16 protein-coding genes are annotated in these 18,852 nt (G+C 59.2%); 2 read left to right on the top strand and 14 right to left on the bottom strand.

Annotated elements, in window-relative coordinates; translation table 11 throughout:
* Positions 1 to 84: 84 nt before the first annotated feature.
* Positions 85 to 966, top strand: a complete 882-nt coding sequence (locus tag HMPREF2935_RS05210; protein WP_246817783.1) for a hypothetical protein — start codon at positions 85 to 87, stop codon at positions 964 to 966.
* Between the two features lie 70 nt (positions 967 to 1,036).
* Here the strand turns inward: HMPREF2935_RS05210 and HMPREF2935_RS05205 are convergent, their stop codons facing one another.
* The 13 genes from HMPREF2935_RS05205 to HMPREF2935_RS05145 all read right to left on the bottom strand — a co-directional run bounded on the left by HMPREF2935_RS05205 (position 1,037) and on the right by HMPREF2935_RS05145 (position 16,294).
* A complete protein-coding gene (locus tag HMPREF2935_RS05205; protein WP_070732257.1) occupies positions 1,037 to 1,789 on the bottom strand; it encodes an SDR family oxidoreductase in 753 nt (250 codons plus the stop codon).
* On the bottom strand, positions 1,790 to 2,974 hold the full coding sequence (locus tag HMPREF2935_RS05200) for a M24 family metallopeptidase (RefSeq protein WP_070732255.1): 1,185 nt from the start codon (positions 2,972 to 2,974) through the stop codon (positions 1,790 to 1,792).
* 23 nt (positions 2,975 to 2,997) lie between these two features.
* Entirely contained in the window at positions 2,998 to 5,811 is a 2,814-nt protein-coding gene (locus tag HMPREF2935_RS05195; RefSeq protein ID WP_070518059.1) for a DEAD/DEAH box helicase, read from the bottom strand.
* Positions 5,812 to 5,832: 21 nt separating this feature from the next.
* Positions 5,833 to 6,894, bottom strand: coding sequence for a twin-arginine translocase subunit TatC (gene tatC, locus HMPREF2935_RS05190; RefSeq protein WP_371326231.1), 1,062 nt, complete (start codon positions 6,892 to 6,894; stop codon positions 5,833 to 5,835).
* An 85-nt stretch (positions 6,895 to 6,979) separates the two neighbouring features.
* On the bottom strand, positions 6,980 to 7,243 hold the full coding sequence (tatA, locus tag HMPREF2935_RS05185) for a Sec-independent protein translocase subunit TatA (RefSeq protein ID WP_070432928.1): 264 nt from the start codon (positions 7,241 to 7,243) through the stop codon (positions 6,980 to 6,982).
* A 77-nt stretch (positions 7,244 to 7,320) separates the two neighbouring features.
* Positions 7,321 to 8,277, bottom strand: coding sequence for a helix-turn-helix transcriptional regulator (locus HMPREF2935_RS05180; RefSeq protein WP_070732253.1), 957 nt, complete (start codon positions 8,275 to 8,277; stop codon positions 7,321 to 7,323).
* A gap of 2 nt (positions 8,278 to 8,279) precedes the next feature.
* Positions 8,280 to 9,278: a helix-turn-helix transcriptional regulator gene (locus HMPREF2935_RS05175; protein WP_070732251.1), complete on the bottom strand. Its 999-nt coding sequence runs from the start codon at positions 9,276 to 9,278 to the stop codon at positions 8,280 to 8,282.
* A 34-nt stretch (positions 9,279 to 9,312) separates the two neighbouring features.
* On the bottom strand, positions 9,313 to 10,689 hold the full coding sequence (pafA, locus tag HMPREF2935_RS05170; RefSeq protein ID WP_201057431.1) for a Pup--protein ligase: 1,377 nt from the start codon (positions 10,687 to 10,689) through the stop codon (positions 9,313 to 9,315).
* A gap of 44 nt (positions 10,690 to 10,733) precedes the next feature.
* Positions 10,734 to 10,925: a ubiquitin-like protein Pup gene (locus HMPREF2935_RS05165; RefSeq protein ID WP_061922482.1), complete on the bottom strand. Its 192-nt coding sequence runs from the start codon at positions 10,923 to 10,925 to the stop codon at positions 10,734 to 10,736.
* A gap of 73 nt (positions 10,926 to 10,998) precedes the next feature.
* The gene (dop, locus tag HMPREF2935_RS05160; RefSeq protein ID WP_070732248.1) at positions 10,999 to 12,516 is read right to left on the bottom strand and encodes a depupylase/deamidase Dop; all 1,518 of its coding nucleotides are present in this window, start codon (positions 12,514 to 12,516) and stop codon (positions 10,999 to 11,001) included.
* Positions 12,501 to 14,060 carry a proteasome ATPase gene (gene arc, locus HMPREF2935_RS05155; RefSeq protein WP_061922476.1) on the bottom strand — a complete coding sequence of 520 codons (1,560 nt, stop codon included), beginning with the start codon at positions 14,058 to 14,060 and terminating at the stop codon, positions 12,501 to 12,503. The genes dop and arc overlap by 16 nt, the downstream gene beginning before the upstream one ends.
* A 92-nt stretch (positions 14,061 to 14,152) precedes the next feature.
* Positions 14,153 to 14,989: a tRNA (adenine-N1)-methyltransferase gene (locus HMPREF2935_RS05150; protein ID WP_061922473.1), complete on the bottom strand. Its 837-nt coding sequence runs from the start codon at positions 14,987 to 14,989 to the stop codon at positions 14,153 to 14,155.
* A 45-nt stretch (positions 14,990 to 15,034) separates the two neighbouring features.
* Positions 15,035 to 16,294, bottom strand: a complete 1,260-nt coding sequence (locus tag HMPREF2935_RS05145; RefSeq protein ID WP_061922470.1) for a M18 family aminopeptidase — start codon at positions 16,292 to 16,294, stop codon at positions 15,035 to 15,037.
* Positions 16,295 to 16,340: 46 nt separating this feature from the next.
* On the opposite strand from HMPREF2935_RS05145, the gene HMPREF2935_RS05140 reads away from it, so the two are divergent.
* Positions 16,341 to 17,165 carry a RecB family exonuclease gene (locus tag HMPREF2935_RS05140; protein WP_061922467.1) on the top strand — a complete coding sequence of 275 codons (825 nt, stop codon included), beginning with the start codon at positions 16,341 to 16,343 and terminating at the stop codon, positions 17,163 to 17,165.
* On the opposite strand, the gene HMPREF2935_RS05135 is transcribed toward HMPREF2935_RS05140, so the two are convergent.
* The gene (locus tag HMPREF2935_RS05135) at positions 17,162 to 18,829 is read right to left on the bottom strand and encodes a formate--tetrahydrofolate ligase (RefSeq protein WP_062040806.1); all 1,668 of its coding nucleotides are present in this window, start codon (positions 18,827 to 18,829) and stop codon (positions 17,162 to 17,164) included. The genes HMPREF2935_RS05140 and HMPREF2935_RS05135 overlap by 4 nt on opposite strands.
* Positions 18,830 to 18,852 lie beyond the last annotated feature (23 nt).

The following is an 18,852-nucleotide window of genomic DNA, read 5'->3' as shown; positions in this document are numbered from 1 at the left end:
ATCTGCAAACTTCGCGGGTGCGGCCAACACCCCTTGGCAGACGCGAATATTGGCGGTGGGGCGAGGAAAGTTAAGATCGCAGCCATGACTGATTTGCCCCACACCCCGCCCCAAGAATCACCGCAGGGCGCTCCTCATCGCGCGCCGCTGCTGCTTGACGACGCCACTTTCGGCACCATCGCACGCTTTGTTCCGGTCGCAGGCTCGACCACCGCTGCCGACTGGGTAGAGATTGCAGCCTTGGCTCAAGATTTGGCCGATGGGAATGTGTACTTGGCAGAAGGCGCCGCGCTGGAGCTACGCGGCGTGCATGATCAGCAAGAGCTGTTGGCGCGCGTTAGCGCCCCGGGTTTGCTGGCAGGTACTAAGCCGGTGCTGGCCTCTCCTCTATCTGCCACTGCTCGTGCCGTGGCACGCGATATCGCAGCAGTAGTAGAAAGCTTGGATGCTGCGGCAAACCTGCGCCTCGGAGTCGACGGCGGCCACGGCGACATCCTGTACGAGGGGCTGGACTTTGGTGCGATGCTGGAGGGCGAAAATAGCGCGCGCCTGATTAAAGGCGGCGCACTAGATGAAGATGTTTTCAGCATCGAGGAGCTAGTGCCAGCCCTAGTCCAGGCGCTGGAAGAAAGCGATACCCTTTCAGCTACCGTGGCGCATGGCTCCGACAATGCCCAACACGACCGTGGGGCTTTTGAAGGCGAGCGGCCAGCGCTGCCAATTGGTTGGCTGGCTGAGCATACTCGCGAAGGAATCGTGGACCTTGGCGCGGGCCTACACAAAGGAATCATCCCGGCAGAGTTTGCGGATCTGATTGGTCGTCTCGATGTCTCGATTACCGTCACCCCGTGGCAGGGACTTATCTTCCACGACATCGCGGAAGGCGATGCCGAAGTGGTCCTGCGTGTTCTTGCGCCACGCGGGTTCATCTTCGACATCAATTCGCCGCATCTCTACAGCTTTTAAGCGCGCCTATTGGCCACGCAGTTTGGCTTGGCTACAAGCTAAACTCGGCAGTCAATTCTCAACGCTGCGTCTAACGCGGCATATGCCGCCAGATAGGACGTGGTACAAGCCGCATGACCCATGCCAGAGCCTGCAAAGCGCGAGGAATCCAAAGCGTGCGGCTGCGGGGCATGCGGCCTTCATCTGCCGTGATGGAATCCACGACGGCGTCTGCCACGACGTCGGGAGTCACTGATAACGGCGCCGGCTTCATACCAGTGGTCATGGAGCCAATCACGAAGCCCGGGCGAGCAGTGATTAGCGAGAGCGGACCACCGTGCAAGCGATCTGCCAGTCCCTGACAAAAGGCGTCTAGACCAGCCTTGGTAGAACCATAAACATAGTTCGCGCGGCGCGCGCGCCATCCGGCAATCGAAGAAAAAGCGACGATGTGTCCGGACTTCATCTCATCAGCTAAGACCGTAAGCATGGACACCTGAGCGGCATAATCCACTAGTGCGATATCGAATGCGTGTTCTTCGTCATGCTCCGCGCGTTCTTGCTCGCCCAAGATGCCGAACGCGACTACAGCCGTTTTGAGTTCTTCGCCCTCGCCAAGGCAGCGCTGCGCCGCGTGTACGACGTCGCGATGCCTTTCTACCTGGGTGGCGTCGAAATCTAGCGTATGTACTTCGGTGGCACCCGCGGCGCGAAGCGTGGCGACGCGCTCGTCCAGGCCTTGCAGACCACGGGCGGCCAGCACCAGTTCATTTCCCGGCGCAAGGCGCAGCGCAATCTCGCCGGCGATGTCGCTGCGACCGCCCAAGATCAAAACCCCTGCCATCTAGCGCAGCTCCCGCGGAGCCTTGTTCAGGGACTCGTAACCATCCGCAGTGGTGTAAACGATGTCCTCCAAGCGCATGCCCCATTTGCCCGGAATGTAGATGCCCGGCTCAATGGAAAAGGCCATGCCTTCTTCCAGCACAAGCTCGTTGCCTTCCATGATGAAAGGTTCCTCGTGAGTGGAAAGTCCAATGCCATGACCGGTGCGGTGGGTGTAGTACTCGCCATAGCCCGCCTCTTCGATGATGGAGCGGGTGGCGCGGTCCACATCCTGCGCGGTGGCACCGGGCTTGGCTGCAGCGCGGCCGGCAGCCTGGGCACGCTCTAGTACTGCATAAGCTTTCTGGAAGTCTTGCGGTGCCGCGGTAACGTCGCCGCCGACGACGTACGTGCGGGTGGTGTCGGAGTGGTAACCGGAAGGCAAGGTTCCTCCGATGTCGACGACCACCGGCTCGCCTTCAGTGAGCACGCGGTCGCCGTAGTCATAATGCGGGTTCGCGCCATTCGGGCCAGAACCAACGATGATGAAGTCGATCTCGACATGCTCGCGCAGGATCAGCTCACGCAGATCCGCGGCGACGTCGGCCTCGGTGCGGCCAGGCTTAAGCAGCTCCGGCACGGCGTTATGCACGGCGTCGATAGCCGAGCCCGCCTTAGCCAGTTCCTTGATCTCGGCGTCGTCCTTGCGGGTGAAAAGCTCAGCCAATGCGTAGGTGGCCAGTACGTACTGCGGTTGCGCAGAAGAATTGGCGCGCAGCCCATCCTGCAAGCGCAGCACATGATCGGCGGTCAGGGAGGCACCTAGCGCAACAGTGGGCGCTTTGTTCCCTTCGTCCCCTGTGCCCGCAGCGCCTTCCTGCTGCTGTGCAAAGGAATCGCAGGCCAGCTCATAAGGATTTTCGCCATCTTGCCAGCCGCGCAGTTCGATGCCCAGCTCTGCGACAGGGGAAGCATTCAACGTCTCAATATCGGTTGCAGGGGCAACGATAAAAGGCGCGGCGTCCGGGCGCAAGACCAGTGCGGTCAGGCGTTCGTGGGAAGAAACCCACGAGCCGGTGAGGTAGGCAAAGTCTGCGCCGGTACCGAGAATAAGGAGGTCAATCCCCTTTTCTGCGGCGACTTCTTGCGCATGCTTAAGACGCTGCGCGTAGACCGAAACGGGAAAAGCGATTTGTGAATCAGACATGCCCTCGAGCCTACCTTTTTGGATTAAGCTCCGATTGCCACAACGCCGCGCTGGATCGCATCCATAGCCCTGCGGGCATTGCGGCGTATATCTTCCTCGTAACCCGTCTTCGCAATCTGCTGGAGCATATCGACCACCTGGCGGCACCAGCGCACGAAATCACCTGGAGTAAGCTCCGCACCGGCCTCGTTGGCCGCTGCCATGCAGTAGCCCAGCGGTGCGCCCGCGGCCCACTGGTGGATGGCGAGCGCAAAACCGGCCTCAGGCTCGCGAGTGCGCGGCAGGTTGTGGCGCGCTTCGTCTGCGATGAGCTCAGTGTAGATGCGATAGGTTGCCTCCATCGCATCGGCCATCGCTTCCGTTGCAGCCTCCGGCTCACCGCGGATCTCCTTGCGGTTTTCGAAGACACACAGCGAAGCCACGCCCGCGAGCTCCGCGGGATCCAACTCGTTCCAAATACCGCGCTTGAGGCACTGCGCGACTAGTAGGTCGGATTCGCTGTGGATTTGTGCAAGGCGCTCGCCCTCGTCGGTGATGACGGGGGTACGTTCCGCGCCAAGGCCTTCGAACTCCACATAGTCCATCTCTGAAAGTAGGTCTACGATGCGGCTGAAGGTCTTGCCCAAGGTGTCGGTGGCGCGCTCGATGCGAGCGTTGACCTTCTCGAGGTCACGCTCACGGCGGGCAAGCTTTTGAGCTAGGCCTGCGAGCTGCTCGCGGTCCGTGGCCGGCCACGCATGCGCTGGGTGTTGGCGAATAGCGTCGCGCAACTGGCCGACCTTTTTATTTGGTCGGTTGCGCGGCTCCAAGCGCATCTTCTTCGGGCGGTCATAGTGGTTGCGCTTGAAGGAATCCTGCACGAACTTGGTGTTGCGACGGGGATTCTTCTGCACTGGGCGCGGCAGCTTCATGCGCCCGACCACAATCGGCGGGTTGTTGATCCCGGAGGCGTCGATGCGGCCGGACCAGCCGGTTTCAGTAGTCACCCAAGGGCGCGGATCGGCAGCCTGATTTGCCGGGGTGACCACCACGGCCAAGATTGGGCGCTTTTTGCCTGCGATAGCAATGACTTCACCGACCTGCAGGCGGGCGAGCACCACCGCGACTTCTTGGTTGCGTTGCGCGGTGTTGTTCGCGTGCGCGGCTTTTTCTTCTTCGGTGAGCTTGCGGCGCAAACGGATATAGTCCATGAGCACCTCAGCCGGATCCTCCCCGTCACGCGCCGGCGGTGCTAGAGCATCGATGGCGTCGTCAAGCTGATTGCGCAGCTCGCGTACGCGGTGCTCTGCCTTTTCTACCTCGCGGGTCTCCTCCACCACTGAGCCGTCTGCCTGGAACTGTGCAAAGGACTTTTCCAGCAGGCGCAGCGATTCCTCGAAGCCCAGCATGCCGAGCAGGTTGATGGCCATGTTGTAGCCCGGCGTAAAGGTGGAGATGAGCGGGTAGGTACGCGTGGAGGCAAGACCTGCGACGGCGTGCGGATCCATCGCTGGTGCCCATTGCACCACCGCGTTGCCGATGGTGTCGATGCCGCGACGGCCCGCGCGGCCGGTTAGCTGCGTGTACTGGCCTGGGGTGAGATCGACGTGCGCCTCGCCGTTGAATTTGATCAGTTTTTCTAGCACCACAGTACGGGCCGGCATGTTGATGCCCAGCGCCAGGGTTTCCGTGGCGAATACCGCGCGCACGAGACCTTTAACGAAGAGCTCTTCAACGATGTGGCGGAAAGCCGGCAGCATGCCCGCGTGGTGGGCGGCAAATCCTCGCGACAGCGCTTCGCGCCAACGCTTGAAGTCAAGCACCTGGAGATCTTCTTCCGGAATGCCTTCTACGCCGGCATCGATAATCGCCTTGATCTCCTCTGACTCTTCCTGAGTGGTCAGCACCATGCGGCTGCGCAGGCATTGGTAGAGCGCGCCGTCGCAGCCAGCTCGGGAAAAGATGAAGGTAATTGCCGGCAGCATGTCCATCCCCTGGAGCACCTGGAGGGTTTCCGGCCTGCCGAGCGGACGATACCGGTCTTGGGATCGGGCATTGCCAGAGCGGCCGCGCTTATCGCGGCCTCCGCCGTGTCCGCCACCCTTGTGGCGCGCGCGGCTGCGAAAACCTGCACGGTCGTTGCCAGCTGTCTTGCCATCGTCACTATCGCCGGCTTCAAGACGTCGGATGCGGCGCGCCAGTTCGGCGTTTACCTGTCCCCCAGTCTCTGGCTCGAACAGCGGATAGACCTTGCGGCCAATCATCATCCATTGGTCGAGCGGAACTGGTCGGTGCTCAGAGACGATGACGGTGGTGTCTCCGCGTACGGTAGACAGCCACTCACCGAACTCCTCCGAGTTAGAAACCGTGGCTGACAGACCGATGATGGATACGCTTTCATCAAGGTTGAGGATGACTTCTTCCCAGACCGCACCACGAGAGGCATCGGCCAGGAAGTGGATCTCGTCCATGACAACGTGGCTAAGCCGCTCCAAGGCTCCGGACTCGGCGTAGATCATGTTGCGTAGAACTTCGGTGGTCATCACCAAGATTTCCGCGCCGGAATTGATGGAGACATCGCCAGTCAGAAGCCCCACAGCATCCTCGCCGTGGGCAGCTACGAGATCGTGGTATTTCTGATTGCTTAGCGCCTTAATCGGCGTGGTGTAGAAACAGCGAGTGCCGCGCGAAAGCGCCAGGGAAACTGCAAACTCACCGACGATGGTCTTACCCGCGCCAGTAGGCGCGCAGACCAGCACGCCGTGGCCATCTTCAACCGCACGGCAACCTTCCACCTGGAAGTCATCGAGTGGGTGGCTAAGTTCTGCGCGAAAGGTATCCAGGTGCATGGAAGTCATAAGCACCAAGGCTACCTGTTGCTACAACACATCGTCGAAGAAGCTCGCGTTATTGTTCGGTGCCGGCTGAGAGTTGGGAATTGCTGGCTGTGAAGCCTGCGCGGGACGGGTTTGCTGCGGTGCGGCAATCGGGGTCGGTGCCGAAACTGCGGAGGCGCCGCCAATGCCACTGGCCTGGGTATTAAGCGGTGAGGCTGTCTCGTCGTCCAAGTCCAACCACTCGGGGCGTTCGCGCTTGCGGCGCCTATCGTTGATGCGGCAGAACTGGAATGCAAGCTCAACGAGCAAGCACAGCGAGCTAGCGAGCACCAGCATCGAGAACGGATCCTGGCCAGGCGTCATAAACGCGGCAAAAATCATAATCAACACGATGATGATGCGGCGCTTGTCCTTAACGTGCTCGTAGCGCAGGATGCCCAACAAGTTCAAGGCAACAACGAGCAACGGGATTTCGAAGCTGACACCGAAGATAATGAGCAAACCGAGCAAGAAACGATAATAGTCCCCACCAGTCAACGCTGCGGTCTGGAATTCCTCACCAATGCCCATGAGGAACTCAAGGCCGACCGACAGAATGAAGTAAGCAAGCACTGCACCGGCAACGAAAAGAATCACCGCAATCGCGACGAAGCTAAAAGTAAAGCGGCGCTCATTCTTATGCAGGCCAGGGACAATGAAGGCCCAGATTTGGTAGAGCCACACCGGCGAAGACAGCACGGCACCAGCTAGGGCGCCCACCTTAACTCGCAGCATCAGCATCTCGAACGGGGTGGTTGCCAAAAGGCGGCACTCCCCGTCCGCAGTAAAGGACACGCGCTTTTCTTCCGGAAGTGAACAATAAGGTCCGCGCAGAATCTCACCGAGCGGTGGCATGTTAAACGGTGCCTGTTGATACCAAATGAAACCGACGATGGTTCCAACCACCAGCGCAAGCAAGGAGATGACGATGCGGCGGCGCAACTCTTGCAGGTGCTGGACGAGCGTCATCTCCCCCAACGGGTTCTTTTTTGCCTTGCGTTGCGCGCGCAAACGCGCAAGCGCGCTCGCGGGCTTCGCGGCATTCGCAGGAGAATTCTTCGGCATTGTTTAAAAGGATGCTTTCACATTAAAAGGCGAACACCGAACCTCAGCTGAGGCTGGAGTTCGCCGTGGTTGCTAGGCCTAGTGATTAGTTAGCGTTGCCGCCGTTTGGCTGGGTCTGGCCTGGCTGCGAAGAGGTGCCGTTCCAGAACTCCTCGTCGGACTGCTTAGCGGCAGAGATCTGGTTTGGTTCCTGCTTTGGCTGGTTTTCCTGGTGCATCTCGTTTACCTCAGACTTGAAGATGCGCATGGAGCGGCCCATCGAACGAGCCAGCTCCGGCAGCTTAGTAGCGCCGAACAGAAGCAAAACGACAAGCAGAATAGCTAGAATTTCCCAAGGTCCCAGGCTCATGGGTTCCTCTTTCTCTTCAGATAATTGGTGTGGGGCGGCAGTTTTAAAAAGCAACCGCCTTCTGAACTTACGAACGGCTATTTAGTATAACCGCCCAGTGCCGCTAGACGGCGATCTGTAATCGCCTTCACGAGGGAATCCGGGCTGGTGACCCGCACTCTATCAGCTTGGCTTAACGCGAAACGAATAAACCACTCCTCCGAACCGATCGGCATCGTTGCAGCTACGTAGCCATTTTTTAATGTCTCGCCCAAGTTGATGTCGTGCTGTTCTGCTAGCCATGTGAATTCTGGGTGAATCTCTAATGTCGCTTTCTTGGCGTGTCGCATGGCAAAGGGCTGCTCGGGATCGAAGTCAAGCTCCCGAAGGTGGGGGTAGGCCTTTTCAGCAAGCGTCTCGACCTCCTGAATGCGGTCCAAGCGAAAGGTGCGATGCGCTTTTAGCGATTCCTCCCACCCAACGAGGTATGGCTCGGATTCATAGATAAAGATGCGCGCAGGATCCACGGTGCGTTCTTTTTCCTGGTTGCTGGAGGCGGACCAGTATTTAAAGCGCACGCGGTGCCGCTTATCGACGGCGCTTGCTAGCGTGGCCTGGACTTGAGACTCATGTGGATCGGTATCCGCGAGAGAGTCATAGATAGCTGCTGTCTTTTCATCCATAATCTCCCGCAGCTTTGCGGCTGCTGACTTAACGGCCTCGGTATCGATGAGCCCAGGCATGGCCTCGAGGCTTTCGAGGGTGAGCAAAAGCGCACCGGCTTCCGTCGGAGTAAGCCGCAGCGCCTGCGTTAAGCCTTGGTCATTGTAGATTTGGATGCCGTCGCGATAATCGAAGGAAAGGTCGATCAGGTCTTCGGTATGACGGCCTACGCCTGAGCAAAAGAGGCGATCCACCGCATCTTTAAGCTCCGCCGGCGTCATACCAAGGTCGGTGGCGGCTTCCATCGGGGTTTGGCCCGGGTGATTGCGAAAGTACGGGATCAGATTTAAAGAGCGTACTAGCGCTTGCAACTTTTGCGAACCATCAGCCATGGCTACTCCCCTCCTTCCAGTGCGGCCTCATCTGTGACGCCGAGTGGCGCACTCAGCAGCTTAACTATTGCCTCGCGTACCTCTGCAGGTTCCTTGACCTCCACCTCGGGCGCATAACTTGCTGCTATTCGCACGAGCCAATCCTTATCCACGCCGCGCATCTCCACGATTCCATCATCGCGTCGTACCCCTGCTGCTTCCAGCTCCCGGGCACCGCCTTCAGGGATCGCCACCAGCGCATCGACGCGCTGACCGCGCTTAAGCGTGTCTACCACCAGCTCTTGCAGTGGCTTGGGGGCAACAAGGTGGGTCGCCTCCTGCCGGGAACGTTTCACATTATCGATGCGAGTAGCGCGAAATACGCGAGGGGCTTGCCTGTCGACATCCCAGCCCACGAGGTAAACGCGGCTGTCATGGTTGACTAATCCCCACGGATCCATAGTGCGCCGGACTGCCGGCGCGGAAGGCCGCGCGTAGTAATCGAAGCTGATACGCAAACCCTTACGCACGGCCGTCAGTACTGCAGTGGTTACCTCAGGGCTAATGCGGGTGATGTCGTTAACCGCAACGTAGACCGGCGCGCCGCTGAGATCCCTTGAGGCGCCCGAGGCGGCAATCTTGGTCCAAGCAGACAGCGTGAAATCGCTGAGTCCGCCCGGCTTGCCGATGCCGCCGGCTACGCCCAACACCATCGCTTCCTCTGGGGTGAAGTGGACCGGAGGAAGTTGGTATTCCTCCTGGTTAAGACGATAGGTCGAGCCAAATTCACCACTGGTATGGACCACTGGCACGCCTGCGCGCTGGAGGGTGACGACGTCGCGCGCAAGCTGTTTTAGAAAGGCCTCGTCTCCGCGATCTTGGTAGCCTTCCACGTTCTTGCGGATCCAGGCTGCGCTGCGATCGGGACTGCCGCCGCCGTGGGCTGCGCCCTGCAGTGCAAAGGAAAGATTGGTCAATCTTTCAACGGCGGGGTCGCGTTTGCCTGGTTGAGGCTTCGCCATAGGCCCGTGTGCTCCTTAAAGGCAATAGGTAAATTTATGCGTTGTGCTCCATGTAGTCTAACAACGCTTGCAGCCGTGCATCTTCGAAGACAAACGGGTCTGAGAACTCCTCAGTGTGCGGTTCAGGTCGGTTTACCTTCAGACGCGTCCAATCCACGGTGACGTTGGCGCCCAAGCGGCGTGCCGTCTGCAGGAATTCTCCGCGCAGGCGCGCACGCGTAGTCTGCGGCGGAGTATCGACGCAGGCCGCGATAGCCGCGTCGGTGGTCCAACGCTCAACCATCTTGCGCGATTCCAACACATTGAATAGGCCGCGGCCAGGGCGAATGTCGTGATAGGTCAAGTCAATCTGCGCCAGCTTGGGGTGGGCCCAATCGCCGCCGAGGCGCTCACGATAGCGATCCAGAAGGCTGCGCTTGATTACCCAATCGATCTCGCGGTCTACGCCGCTGAAATCTTGGGTATCAATTGCGTGCAGCGTGCGCTGCCAGAGGTCTACTACCTTGCGCATCTCGGCATTCGGAGTGCCCTCATCCGGGCGTTCCTCCAGCCAGCGTTGGGCTGCCTCGCACAGGGCGTACTGCACTTCCAATGCTGTGATGGTCGAGCCGTCCTTCAACCCCAATTCGGTACGGCCAGTGGTATCGCGGGCGATGTCACGGATGCGATGAATAGGATCAACGACATCGAAACGCGGTACGTCGAAGCCTGCCTCTAGCATTTCCAGCATCAACAACGTTGAACCAACTTTCAACGCCAGCGTGGTCTCCGACATGTTGGAATCGCCGACGATGACGTGCATGCGGCGGAAGCGTTTCGAGTCACCATGCGGCTCGTCGCGTGTGTTGATGATTGGTCGCGAACGAGTCGTGGCCGAGGACACGCCCTCCCAGACTTGATCCGCGCGTTGGGAAAGCAAAAAGCGAGCTGGCTGGTCTGCCTTAGCCGGTTGAATCTTGCCGGCGCCGCAGATGAGTTGGCGGGTGATCATGAAAGGCAGCAAGGCCAGGCCTAAGTCTTTGAGCACCGCGTGACGGCTAATGAGGTAGTTCTCGTGGCATCCATAAGAGTTGCCTGCTGAGTCGACGTTATTTTTAAACAAGTAGACGGAAGCTGGGCGATTTTCGGCAGCCATCGTCCCTTCAGCCTTGCGGGCGAGCTCGTCTACGATGCGGTCGCCGGCGCGCTCATAGTTGATGAGCTGAGTGAGGCTATCGCACTCGGCAGTGGCGATTTCCGGGTGTGAGCCCACATCAAGGTAGAGCCTTGAGGCATTTGGGCTAAAGATATTCGAGGAAGAATATTGCTCCACAACGGGCCGGAACAGGATGCGCGCCACCTCATCCGGAGTCAGCGCGCGCTGATTGCCATCGACCCGTGAGGTCACGCCATATTCGGTCTCTATGCCCATGATGCGGCGGGCATAGACATGATCCGTGTGCGCCTCGCTCACGTCTATTCGCCGCCCTTTTGCACATATGCGCGTACGAATTCTTCAGCATTGTTCTCGAGCAGGCCGTCGATCTCATCAAGCAGATCATCCGTGCCCGCGCTATTGATGCTCACCTGGCCCGCGGAGAACTCCGCTGCCTCGTCACCGTTGCTACCGCCGTTGCCGGCGTTTACCTGGGATTGGTTTCCGCTCATTGTCCTTAATCCTTCTTTCTTTCCTACTATCTTTCTATCTTTTCGGTGAATTGCTTCCTATGGATTCTTCGCGCTAACTGTGCCGAATCGCTACCCCGGCCTTGTCGAGCTCAACGAGTAGTGTTTCGACGTCGTCAGCCCGCTCGATGAGCTCCGCAGCATCAGCTGCGCCTAGCTCTAGCGTGTCATCGAGAGTGACGGTCGCGATGTTGGAACCGTGACGCAGGGAGACAGACTGCCAGCTGGCGGCAACGACTTCCTCACCGTATTTTTCTATGACTCGGCCGCGGAAGAACGCACGCGTATCCCGCGGCGGGTTTTGGGCTGCCCTCGCAATCTCCTCCTCACTGACGAGCACGCGCATGCGCCCCTTTCGCACCAGCGCATGGTAAAGCGATTTGGCGGGATCGACGTCAGTGTATTGGAGATCGATAAGCGCCAGTTTGGGATCGTCGACGGCCACGCCGCGATCCATGTATGCCTTGAGCAACTGGTATTTGGCTACCCAGTCCACCAGATGTGCTGCGGAAAGCGGCTCTGCCGCGAGCAGGCCGGCGACCTCGTCCCACGCCGCCAGGACCTTCTCATCCACGTCGTTCGTCGGAGTGACCCGCTTGCGATATTCAGCTAGCAAATCAAGTGCTGTGAGCTCGCGTCCGTCCTTGAGCTTCAGCTTGTGCTGTAGCTTGAGGTCTCGGCTAACCAAGGAAACCTCGGCCACCGCATCGCGGAGCTGTAGGTCGCTGAAATCGACGCCCGCTTCAATGGCATCAAGCACCAAGGAGGTCATGCCAAGCTTCAACAAGTTTGCTGTCTGCGACATGTTGGCATCGCCAATGATGACGTGTAGGCGCCCAAAGTCCTCGGCTACCGCGTGCGGCTCGTCGCGAGTGTTGATGATGCCGCGGTTGAGCGTTGTCTCCAGCGAGATCTCCTGCTCGATGTAGTCGGCGCGCTGGGAGATCTGAAATCCTGGCTCTTCACCTTCTTGTCCAAGGCCAACGCGGCCAGCGCCAACCACTACCTGGCGTGCCACGAAGAACGGGATGAGGCCCGCGGCAATCGCGGAAAACTCGGTAGAGCGCCGGTACTGGTAATTTTCGTGCGAACCGTAGGATGCGCCTTTGCCATCCACATTGTTCTTGTAGAACTTCAGTGGCGGGCACGGATCATGATTCGCCAGCACAGATGTGCCCTGCGCGGATAGGCGCGCTACCGCTTCGGCGGCTTGTCGCAAAACTACGTCACCGGCGGCGTCGTAAAGCATGGCGTCCCAAGCATTCGTGCATTCCGGGGAGGAATACTCCGGGTGCGCGTGATCGACGTAGAAGCGCGCACCGTTTGCGGTCACCACATTGGCCACGCCGATTGCATTTGGATCAACCACAGGAACGGTTTGATAGCGCTTCAAATCAAAACCGCGGGAGTCACGCAGCGGATGTTCCTCGCGGAAGTCCCAGCGCGAACGCGCCAAAGTATGAAGCGCCGCATAAGCCACCACGGCATGGGTCGAGGTGACAATGGGCGAAAACTCCGGACTCGTGGGAGTGGAAATCCCGTACTCAGTTTCTGTTCCTAGGACGCGTGCCATGAGGTACTCCTAAAGCCCATTAGCTCGACTCGGGTTACTTCTGCGCCAGCTTGGGTGCCGGCAACAATCTTGGTCCACTCCTCAGGGCTAGCCGAGGTTGGTACGTATTCTGACTCCGCCTGCTCCGCGGCAATGGCCTGGCGTAAGTGTTCCGAAGTAATACCGTGCGTGCTTATCTCGCTATCAGCAAGCGCGTCCTTGATCGCAAGCTTCTTTGCACGCGCTACGATGTTGGCAATCATCGCGCCGGAGACAAAGTCGCGGTAGAACAACGTCCGTGGCTCATCATTGCGGTAATGCAGACGTACGAAGGGTCGCTCCGAATAGAGCTCTTCGACTGCAGAATCAATCAGCCCCTCGAGGTCCGCCTGGTGCGGCACCTTCTGACCCAGATGCCGGCTAAAGATCTCGCGGGCGCCTTGCTTGCTGGGGCGATTGACGCGAATCTTGATGTCGAGTCGGCCCGGGCGCATGATGGCGGGATCGATGAGCTCCTCACGGTTGGTGGCGCCGATGACGATGACGTTGCCCAGCTTTTCGACGCCATCGAGCTCCGTCAGCAGCTGCGGAACCACCGTTGTCTCCATGTCTGAGGAAACTCCGGAACCACGGGTACGGAAGATGGATTCCATCTCGTCAAAGAAAACGATGACCGGGCGGCGCGAATCCTGGGCTGCGAGTTCGCGAGCGCGTTCAAAGATAAGGCGAATGCGGCGCTCGGTCTCACCCACGTACTTGTTTAAGAGTTCAGGGCCCTTGACGTTCAAAAAGAAGCTCGGGCCGCCACTACCCATCTTCGTAGCGAGCGAATTGGCCACGGCCTTAGCAATCAAGGTCTTGCCACAGCCCGGCGGGCCATAAAGCAGCACACCCTTCGGCGGCTCCAAGTCATATTGCCGATAAAGATCCGGATGCAGGAAAGGCAGCTCGACCGAATCGCGGATTTGGGAGATCTGAGCATCCAGACCGCCGATGTCGTCGTAGCTAAGCTCTGGGACCTCCTCCAACGAAAGCTGTGCCACCTCGGACTTTTCAATCTTTTCGAGCGCGACACCTGCCTTGCCATCGACAAGGACTGTGTCGCCAGCGCGAATGCCCTCGCGAAGACGGGCGGCCAAAAGCACCACCTGCTCCTCGCCGGAGGAGTTCGCCACGATGACGCGGGTGGTGCCTAAAGTCTCTTGCACGGTGGCAAGGCTTCCCGTTTGCGGGTGACCACAAGCTTCTACAACGACGAAGCCCTCGCCTAAACGCACGAGTTGGCCGGCTTCAAGGCTGCCTGGCTCTAGGTTGGGCGAGACCTTAACCCGCATGGGGCGGCCGTTGGTATAGACCTCGGCGTCGCGCCGGGAATCATGCGGCTTTCCTGAGTATCCGAGGAATACACCATAGGTTGAGGCAGGCTCTGATAGTTCGTTGACCTCGGCCAACATCTGCTGCAGCTTGTTGCGGGAATCCTGCAGCAGCGAAGCGAGCTTGGTGTTGCGCTCGGCTAGCTGATCAATCTGCCTTTTGAGGGCGGCTGTGTGACTTGCGTCGGTCATAGCTACACACTAGCGCGTGAACCATGCCGACAAGTCAGGTTGGCCTAAAATCTCCCCGCGGATTCTTTGGCTCCGCTTCGTTTCTTTTGCACCTACTTGCGGGCGCGGCGCTGCGGGCGGGGTGGAGTCACGCCGTCGGCAAGGCGGCGCGTCCAGATGAGGAACGCAGTGTGCGCGTTCATGCGGTGCTCTGGACGGGTGGCAAGGCCTTCCACCTTCCATTCACGCACGAGGGACTCCCAGGCCTTCGGCTCGGTAAAGCACTTCAGCTCGCGGATCCCCTCCATGACCTTCATCAGCTGCGGCACGGTAGCCACGTAGGTCATGAAAACGCCGCCAGGGATCAGGATGTCGCGAACCTTCTCCAAATGCTCCCACGGCTCAAGCATGTCGAGGATGACGCGGTCGACCGGACCGCCGAGTTCTTCCACGGTGACGTCCGCCAAATCACCCAAGCGCGGGGTCCACCACTCAGGCTGCTCGCCGAAGTATTCCTTGACGTTGTCCACGGCGTACTCCAGGTGATCATCGCGCACCTCGTAAGAGAAGACGTGTCCCTGCGGGCCAACGGCGCGCAGCAGCGTCATGGACAACGCACCGGAGCCGGCGCCAGCCTCCAGGACGCGTGCGCCCATGAAAATATCGCCTTCGACCAGGATCTGCGCGGAGTCCTTCGGGTAGATGACCGCCGCGCCACGCGGCATGGAAAGCACGTGGTCCACCATCAAGTGGCGGAAGAGCAGGAAGTCGCTGCCCAGTGTGGAGCGCACCACGGAGCCCTCATCCAGACCGACGATTTCGTCGTGGCGGATGATGCCCTTGTGCGAGTGAAACTCGCCGCCTTCCTCAAGTATCACCGTGTAGTGGCGGCGCTTAGCATCGGTCAGTTGGACGCGATCGCCATAGTGAAAAGGTCCGGAATAAGGCATGGTGTGTGCTTCCTATGCTTTCTCGTGGATTTAAAGGAGGTTTAATTAACCTAACAAGTATGCCTCAATGGCCTTGGCCATCCATACTTGGTCACGTTCGCCGACCATCTCGCGTGCGGAGTGCATAGAAAGCATCGGCACGCCGACGTCGACGGTGTCGATGCCTAAGCGGGTCGCGGTGATGGGACCGATGGTGGAGCCACAGGGCACGTCGTTGTTGCCCACGAAGCGCTGGAAAGGAACCTTGGCTCGCTCGCATGCGCGCTCCCACAGGGAGACGGTCGTGGCGTCGGACGCGTAGCGCTGATTGCCGTTGATCTTGGTGACGGGGCCCTTACCGATAATCGGGTGATGCGTGGGATCGTGCTTGCCTGCGTAATTAGGGTGGACCGAATGCGCGGCGTCGGCCGACACGCAGCAAGAACGCGCATACATTTGATACCGCTCCTCCTCGTTGGCTCCCAGCGCGCGACCAGTGCGCCCCAGGACATCGGCGAGAATCGGGCCGGCAGCACCGAAACGAGAAGCCGAGCCCACCTCTTCGTGGTCGAAGGCAGCCATGACCAAAATGTCTTCGTGTCCATAGTCCTTCTGCTGGGCGGCATTGCGCATTGCGACGAGGCTGGCAAACACGGAAGAAAGATTATCCATGCGGCCGGCCGCGATGAAGCGCTCACCGGTGCCGAATACGGCGCCCCGCTGGGCATCGGCAGTAATGAGATTGAATGCAGAGATCTCATCCTGAGCCACGCCGATGGACTCCGCTACCACGCGCAATACCGAGGCATCGGGAGTGCCCACGGAAAGCACCGGCTGCATGTTGTGCTGGCGATCCGGCTTGAACTCGTCCTTGCGGTAGAGGTGGATAGCCAGCGAAGGAAGACGCAGAATCGGGCCGGTGTTAACCAAATGATGCACGCCATCCTTCGTTACCACCTGACCGGCAACGGTCAGCTCACGGTCAAACCAGGTATGCAGCAACGGGCCGCCGTAAATTTCTACCGCGACCTGCTGCCAGCCCGCAGCATCAAAATCGGGGGTCGGCTTGAGCACAAGGCCCGGCGAATCTGTATGAGAACCGATGATCCTAAACGCGGAGTGTTTGCCCGCGCCCTCCGGCACGAACCAAGCCATGATGGCGCCGCCGCGAATCATGTAGTGGCCGCCTGGGGCTGCTGACCATTCCGCGGCCTCATCCTGGCGGACAAAGCCCACCTCTTCTAGCTGGCGCGCCACCTCGTGGGCCGCGTGATAGGAAGAAGGAGAAGCGGCTATGAAATCAAGGAACTCATCCGAAATACTCATGCCTCCTACTTTGCCATGAATTGCGCCGCGCTAAGCTAAAAGGACCATGGCTGATGCACGAAAACCTCGCCCGTTGGCGCTTTCGCCTTCTCGGGCCTCAGACTATAAACAGTGCCCACTTCTCTACCGCTTTCGGGCAATTGACAAGCTCCCCGAGCCGAAGACCGTAGCGCAAGTAAAAGGAACGCTGGTCCACGCAGTTTTAGAAAACACCCACAAGCTGCCGCGCGAAGAGCGTGACTACCCCGCTGCAGTGAAAATGATTAAGCCGGAATGGGCCAAAATGGTCGCTGCCGACGCCGAGCTTAAAGAGCTCGTGCCCGAGGAAGAAACCCTCGATTTCTTCGTAGCGGCCCGCGAATTGCTCAAGGGCTATTTCCAGATGGAAAACCCGCAGGGCTTCGATGCTAAAGAATGCGAGATGTACGTCAATACTGTCTTGCCAAACGGCGTGCCGGTCCGCGGCTTCATCGACCGCGTGGACGTTGCCCCAACCGGTGAGGTCCGCGTCGTGGATTATAAGACCGGCAAGAAGCCAATCCCCCGCTTTAGCCAAGACGCCCAGTTCCAGATGCGTTTCTACGCGCTTGTCTATTGGCGAATGCTAGGCGTCATCCCCGCCCAGCTGCGCTTGATGTATCTCAAGGTCATTGACTCGATGTTCCTTACCCCAACCCGCGAAGAGCTGGAGTACTTCGAGCGCGACCTAGGCGAGCTCTGGGCAAAGATCGAGGGCGACGGTAAGGAAGGTCTCTTCCGCCCGAAGACCTCGAAGCTTTGCGGCTGGTGCTCTTTCCAAGAGCTTTGTCCTGAATTCGGCGGAACCCCGCCCGAGTATCCGGGTTGGCCGGGCTCCGCCGCAGATAACTAGAACAGGCCGGAAATGGTGCCGTCGGCGGCAACATCGATGTTGTTGGCCGCCGGCTTCTTCGGCAGACCCGGCATGGTCATGACGTCGCCAGTCAGCACCACAATGAAGCCCGCGCCAGTACGCGGCAGCAGCTCGCGCACGTGGAGGGTATGGCCCTCTGGAGCGCCCAAGGCAGCCGGGTTATCGGAGAAGGAGTACTGCGTCTTTGAGATGACCACTGGGAAGTTATCCCAGCCATTGTCCTTGATGTACTGCAGGTCTTTCTTGGCCTTCGGGCCGTACTCGATAGAGGTTGCGCGGTAGACCTCGGTGGCGATCTTTTCGATGGACTTTTCCACGCCCTCTGCTGGATCGTAGAGCTGATGTGCCTGACCCTCGGAGAGGTTTTCTACGAGGGTTTCTGCCAGCTCCTTGGCTCCTTCGCCGCCCTTTGCCCAGACATCTGCCTCAGCCAGGGAGACGCCAAAGTCCTTGGCCCAGGTACGCATGAATTCGCGCTCGGCCTCGGTATCGCTGTAGAAGGAGTTAAGCGCAACTACTGGTTGCAGACCAAACTTGCGGATATTTTCAACGTGGCGCTCGAGGTTGACGATGCCCTTGCGCAGTGCATCAAGATTTTCCGTGGTCAGGTCCTCACGAGCTTGGCCGCCGTTGTACTTCTGGGAGCGGATGGTGGCAACGACCACAGCGCCCGCGACGTCGAGCTCGCCAAAGCGAGCCTTGATATCCATGAACTTCTCGCCGCCCAAGTCGGCGCCAAAGCCAGCCTCGGTGAGCACAATGTCGCCGAACTTCATCGCAGTCTGTGTTGCAAGCAAGGTGTTGCAGCCATGCGCAATGTTGGCAAAAGGTCCACCGTGTACGAATGCCGGGGTGCCGCCCAGAGTCTGTACTAGGTTCGGGTTGAGGGCGTCGCGCATCAAAGCAGTCAGTGCGCCCTCGGCATCAAGCTCGCGTGCCGTGACTGGCTTTTGGTCGAAGGTATAGCCAACGGTAATATCACCCAAGCGTTTCTTAAGGTCTTCGAGGTCAGTAGCCAGGCCCAAGATAGCCATGATCTCTGAAGCTGCGGTGATGGTGAATCCGGTTTCCGCAGGCACTCCGTGTGCCGGGCCGCCGAGGCCAGTGACGACGCCGCGCAGCGCACGGTCATTGACATCGAGGCAGCGCTGCCAGGTCACGCGGCGCGGGTCGATGCCGAGCTGGTTTCCTTGGTGGATGTGGTTATCGATGATGGCAGCCAAGGTGTTGGTGGCCGCTGCGATGGCATGGAAATCACCGGTGAAATGAAGGTTGATATCCTCCATCGGGACAATCTGGGAATAACCGCCGCCGGCGGCACCACCCTTGATGCCCATGACTGGACCTTGGGAAGGCTCACGCAAAGCGACGATGGCCTTGTGCCCCAGTAGTGCTAAAGCATCGGTTAGACCAATCAGCGTGGTGGACTTGCCTTCACCAGCCGGTGTTGGAGAAACACCAGTGACGAGCACCAGCTTGCCTTTGGTGGGAAGGTCCTCGAGCTTCGTGATATCAACCTTGGCTTTGGTGTTGCCATAAGGAATGAGCGCTTCCTCCGGGATTCCCGCACGAGAAGCAATATCGGTAATTGGCTCCAGTTTGTGAGCCTGTGCGATTTCGACATCTGAGAGTTGGGTAGCCATGGCTTTATGCTACAGAGAAAAGC

This window comes from Corynebacterium sp. HMSC076D02 (genome assembly GCF_001813815.1).
Classification (GTDB): Bacteria; Actinomycetota; Actinomycetes; order Mycobacteriales; family Mycobacteriaceae; genus Corynebacterium; species Corynebacterium simulans.
This window is presented reverse-complemented; position numbering and strand designations above follow the sequence as displayed.

Coding starts and splice junctions, on each gene's coding strand:
- HMPREF2935_RS05210 (WP_246817783.1), top strand. CDS start 85: ATGACTGATTTGCCCCACACCCCGCCCCAAGAATCACCGCAGGGCGCT.
- HMPREF2935_RS05205 (WP_070732257.1), bottom strand. CDS start 1,789: ATGGCAGGGGTTTTGATCTTGGGCGGTCGCAGCGACATCGCCGGCGAG.
- HMPREF2935_RS05200 (WP_070732255.1), bottom strand. CDS start 2,974: ATGTCTGATTCACAAATCGCTTTTCCCGTTTCGGTCTACGCGCAGCGT.
- HMPREF2935_RS05195 (WP_070518059.1), bottom strand. CDS start 5,811: ATGACTTCCATGCACCTGGATACCTTTCGCGCAGAACTTAGCCACCCA.
- tatC (WP_371326231.1), bottom strand. CDS start 6,894: ATGCCGAAGAATTCTCCTGCGAATGCCGCGAAGCCCGCGAGCGCGCTT.
- tatA (WP_070432928.1), bottom strand. CDS start 7,243: ATGAGCCTGGGACCTTGGGAAATTCTAGCTATTCTGCTTGTCGTTTTG.
- HMPREF2935_RS05180 (WP_070732253.1), bottom strand. CDS start 8,277: ATGGCTGATGGTTCGCAAAAGTTGCAAGCGCTAGTACGCTCTTTAAAT.
- HMPREF2935_RS05175 (WP_070732251.1), bottom strand. CDS start 9,278: ATGGCGAAGCCTCAACCAGGCAAACGCGACCCCGCCGTTGAAAGATTG.
- pafA (WP_201057431.1), bottom strand. CDS start 10,689: ATGGGCATAGAGACCGAATATGGCGTGACCTCACGGGTCGATGGCAAT.
- HMPREF2935_RS05165 (WP_061922482.1), bottom strand. CDS start 10,925: ATGAGCGGAAACCAATCCCAGGTAAACGCCGGCAACGGCGGTAGCAAC.
- dop (WP_070732248.1), bottom strand. CDS start 12,516: ATGGCACGCGTCCTAGGAACAGAAACTGAGTACGGGATTTCCACTCCC.
- arc (WP_061922476.1), bottom strand. CDS start 14,060: ATGACCGACGCAAGTCACACAGCCGCCCTCAAAAGGCAGATTGATCAG.
- HMPREF2935_RS05150 (WP_061922473.1), bottom strand. CDS start 14,989: ATGCCTTATTCCGGACCTTTTCACTATGGCGATCGCGTCCAACTGACC.
- HMPREF2935_RS05145 (WP_061922470.1), bottom strand. CDS start 16,294: ATGAGTATTTCGGATGAGTTCCTTGATTTCATAGCCGCTTCTCCTTCT.
- HMPREF2935_RS05140 (WP_061922467.1), top strand. CDS start 16,341: ATGGCTGATGCACGAAAACCTCGCCCGTTGGCGCTTTCGCCTTCTCGG.
- HMPREF2935_RS05135 (WP_062040806.1), bottom strand. CDS start 18,829: ATGGCTACCCAACTCTCAGATGTCGAAATCGCACAGGCTCACAAACTG.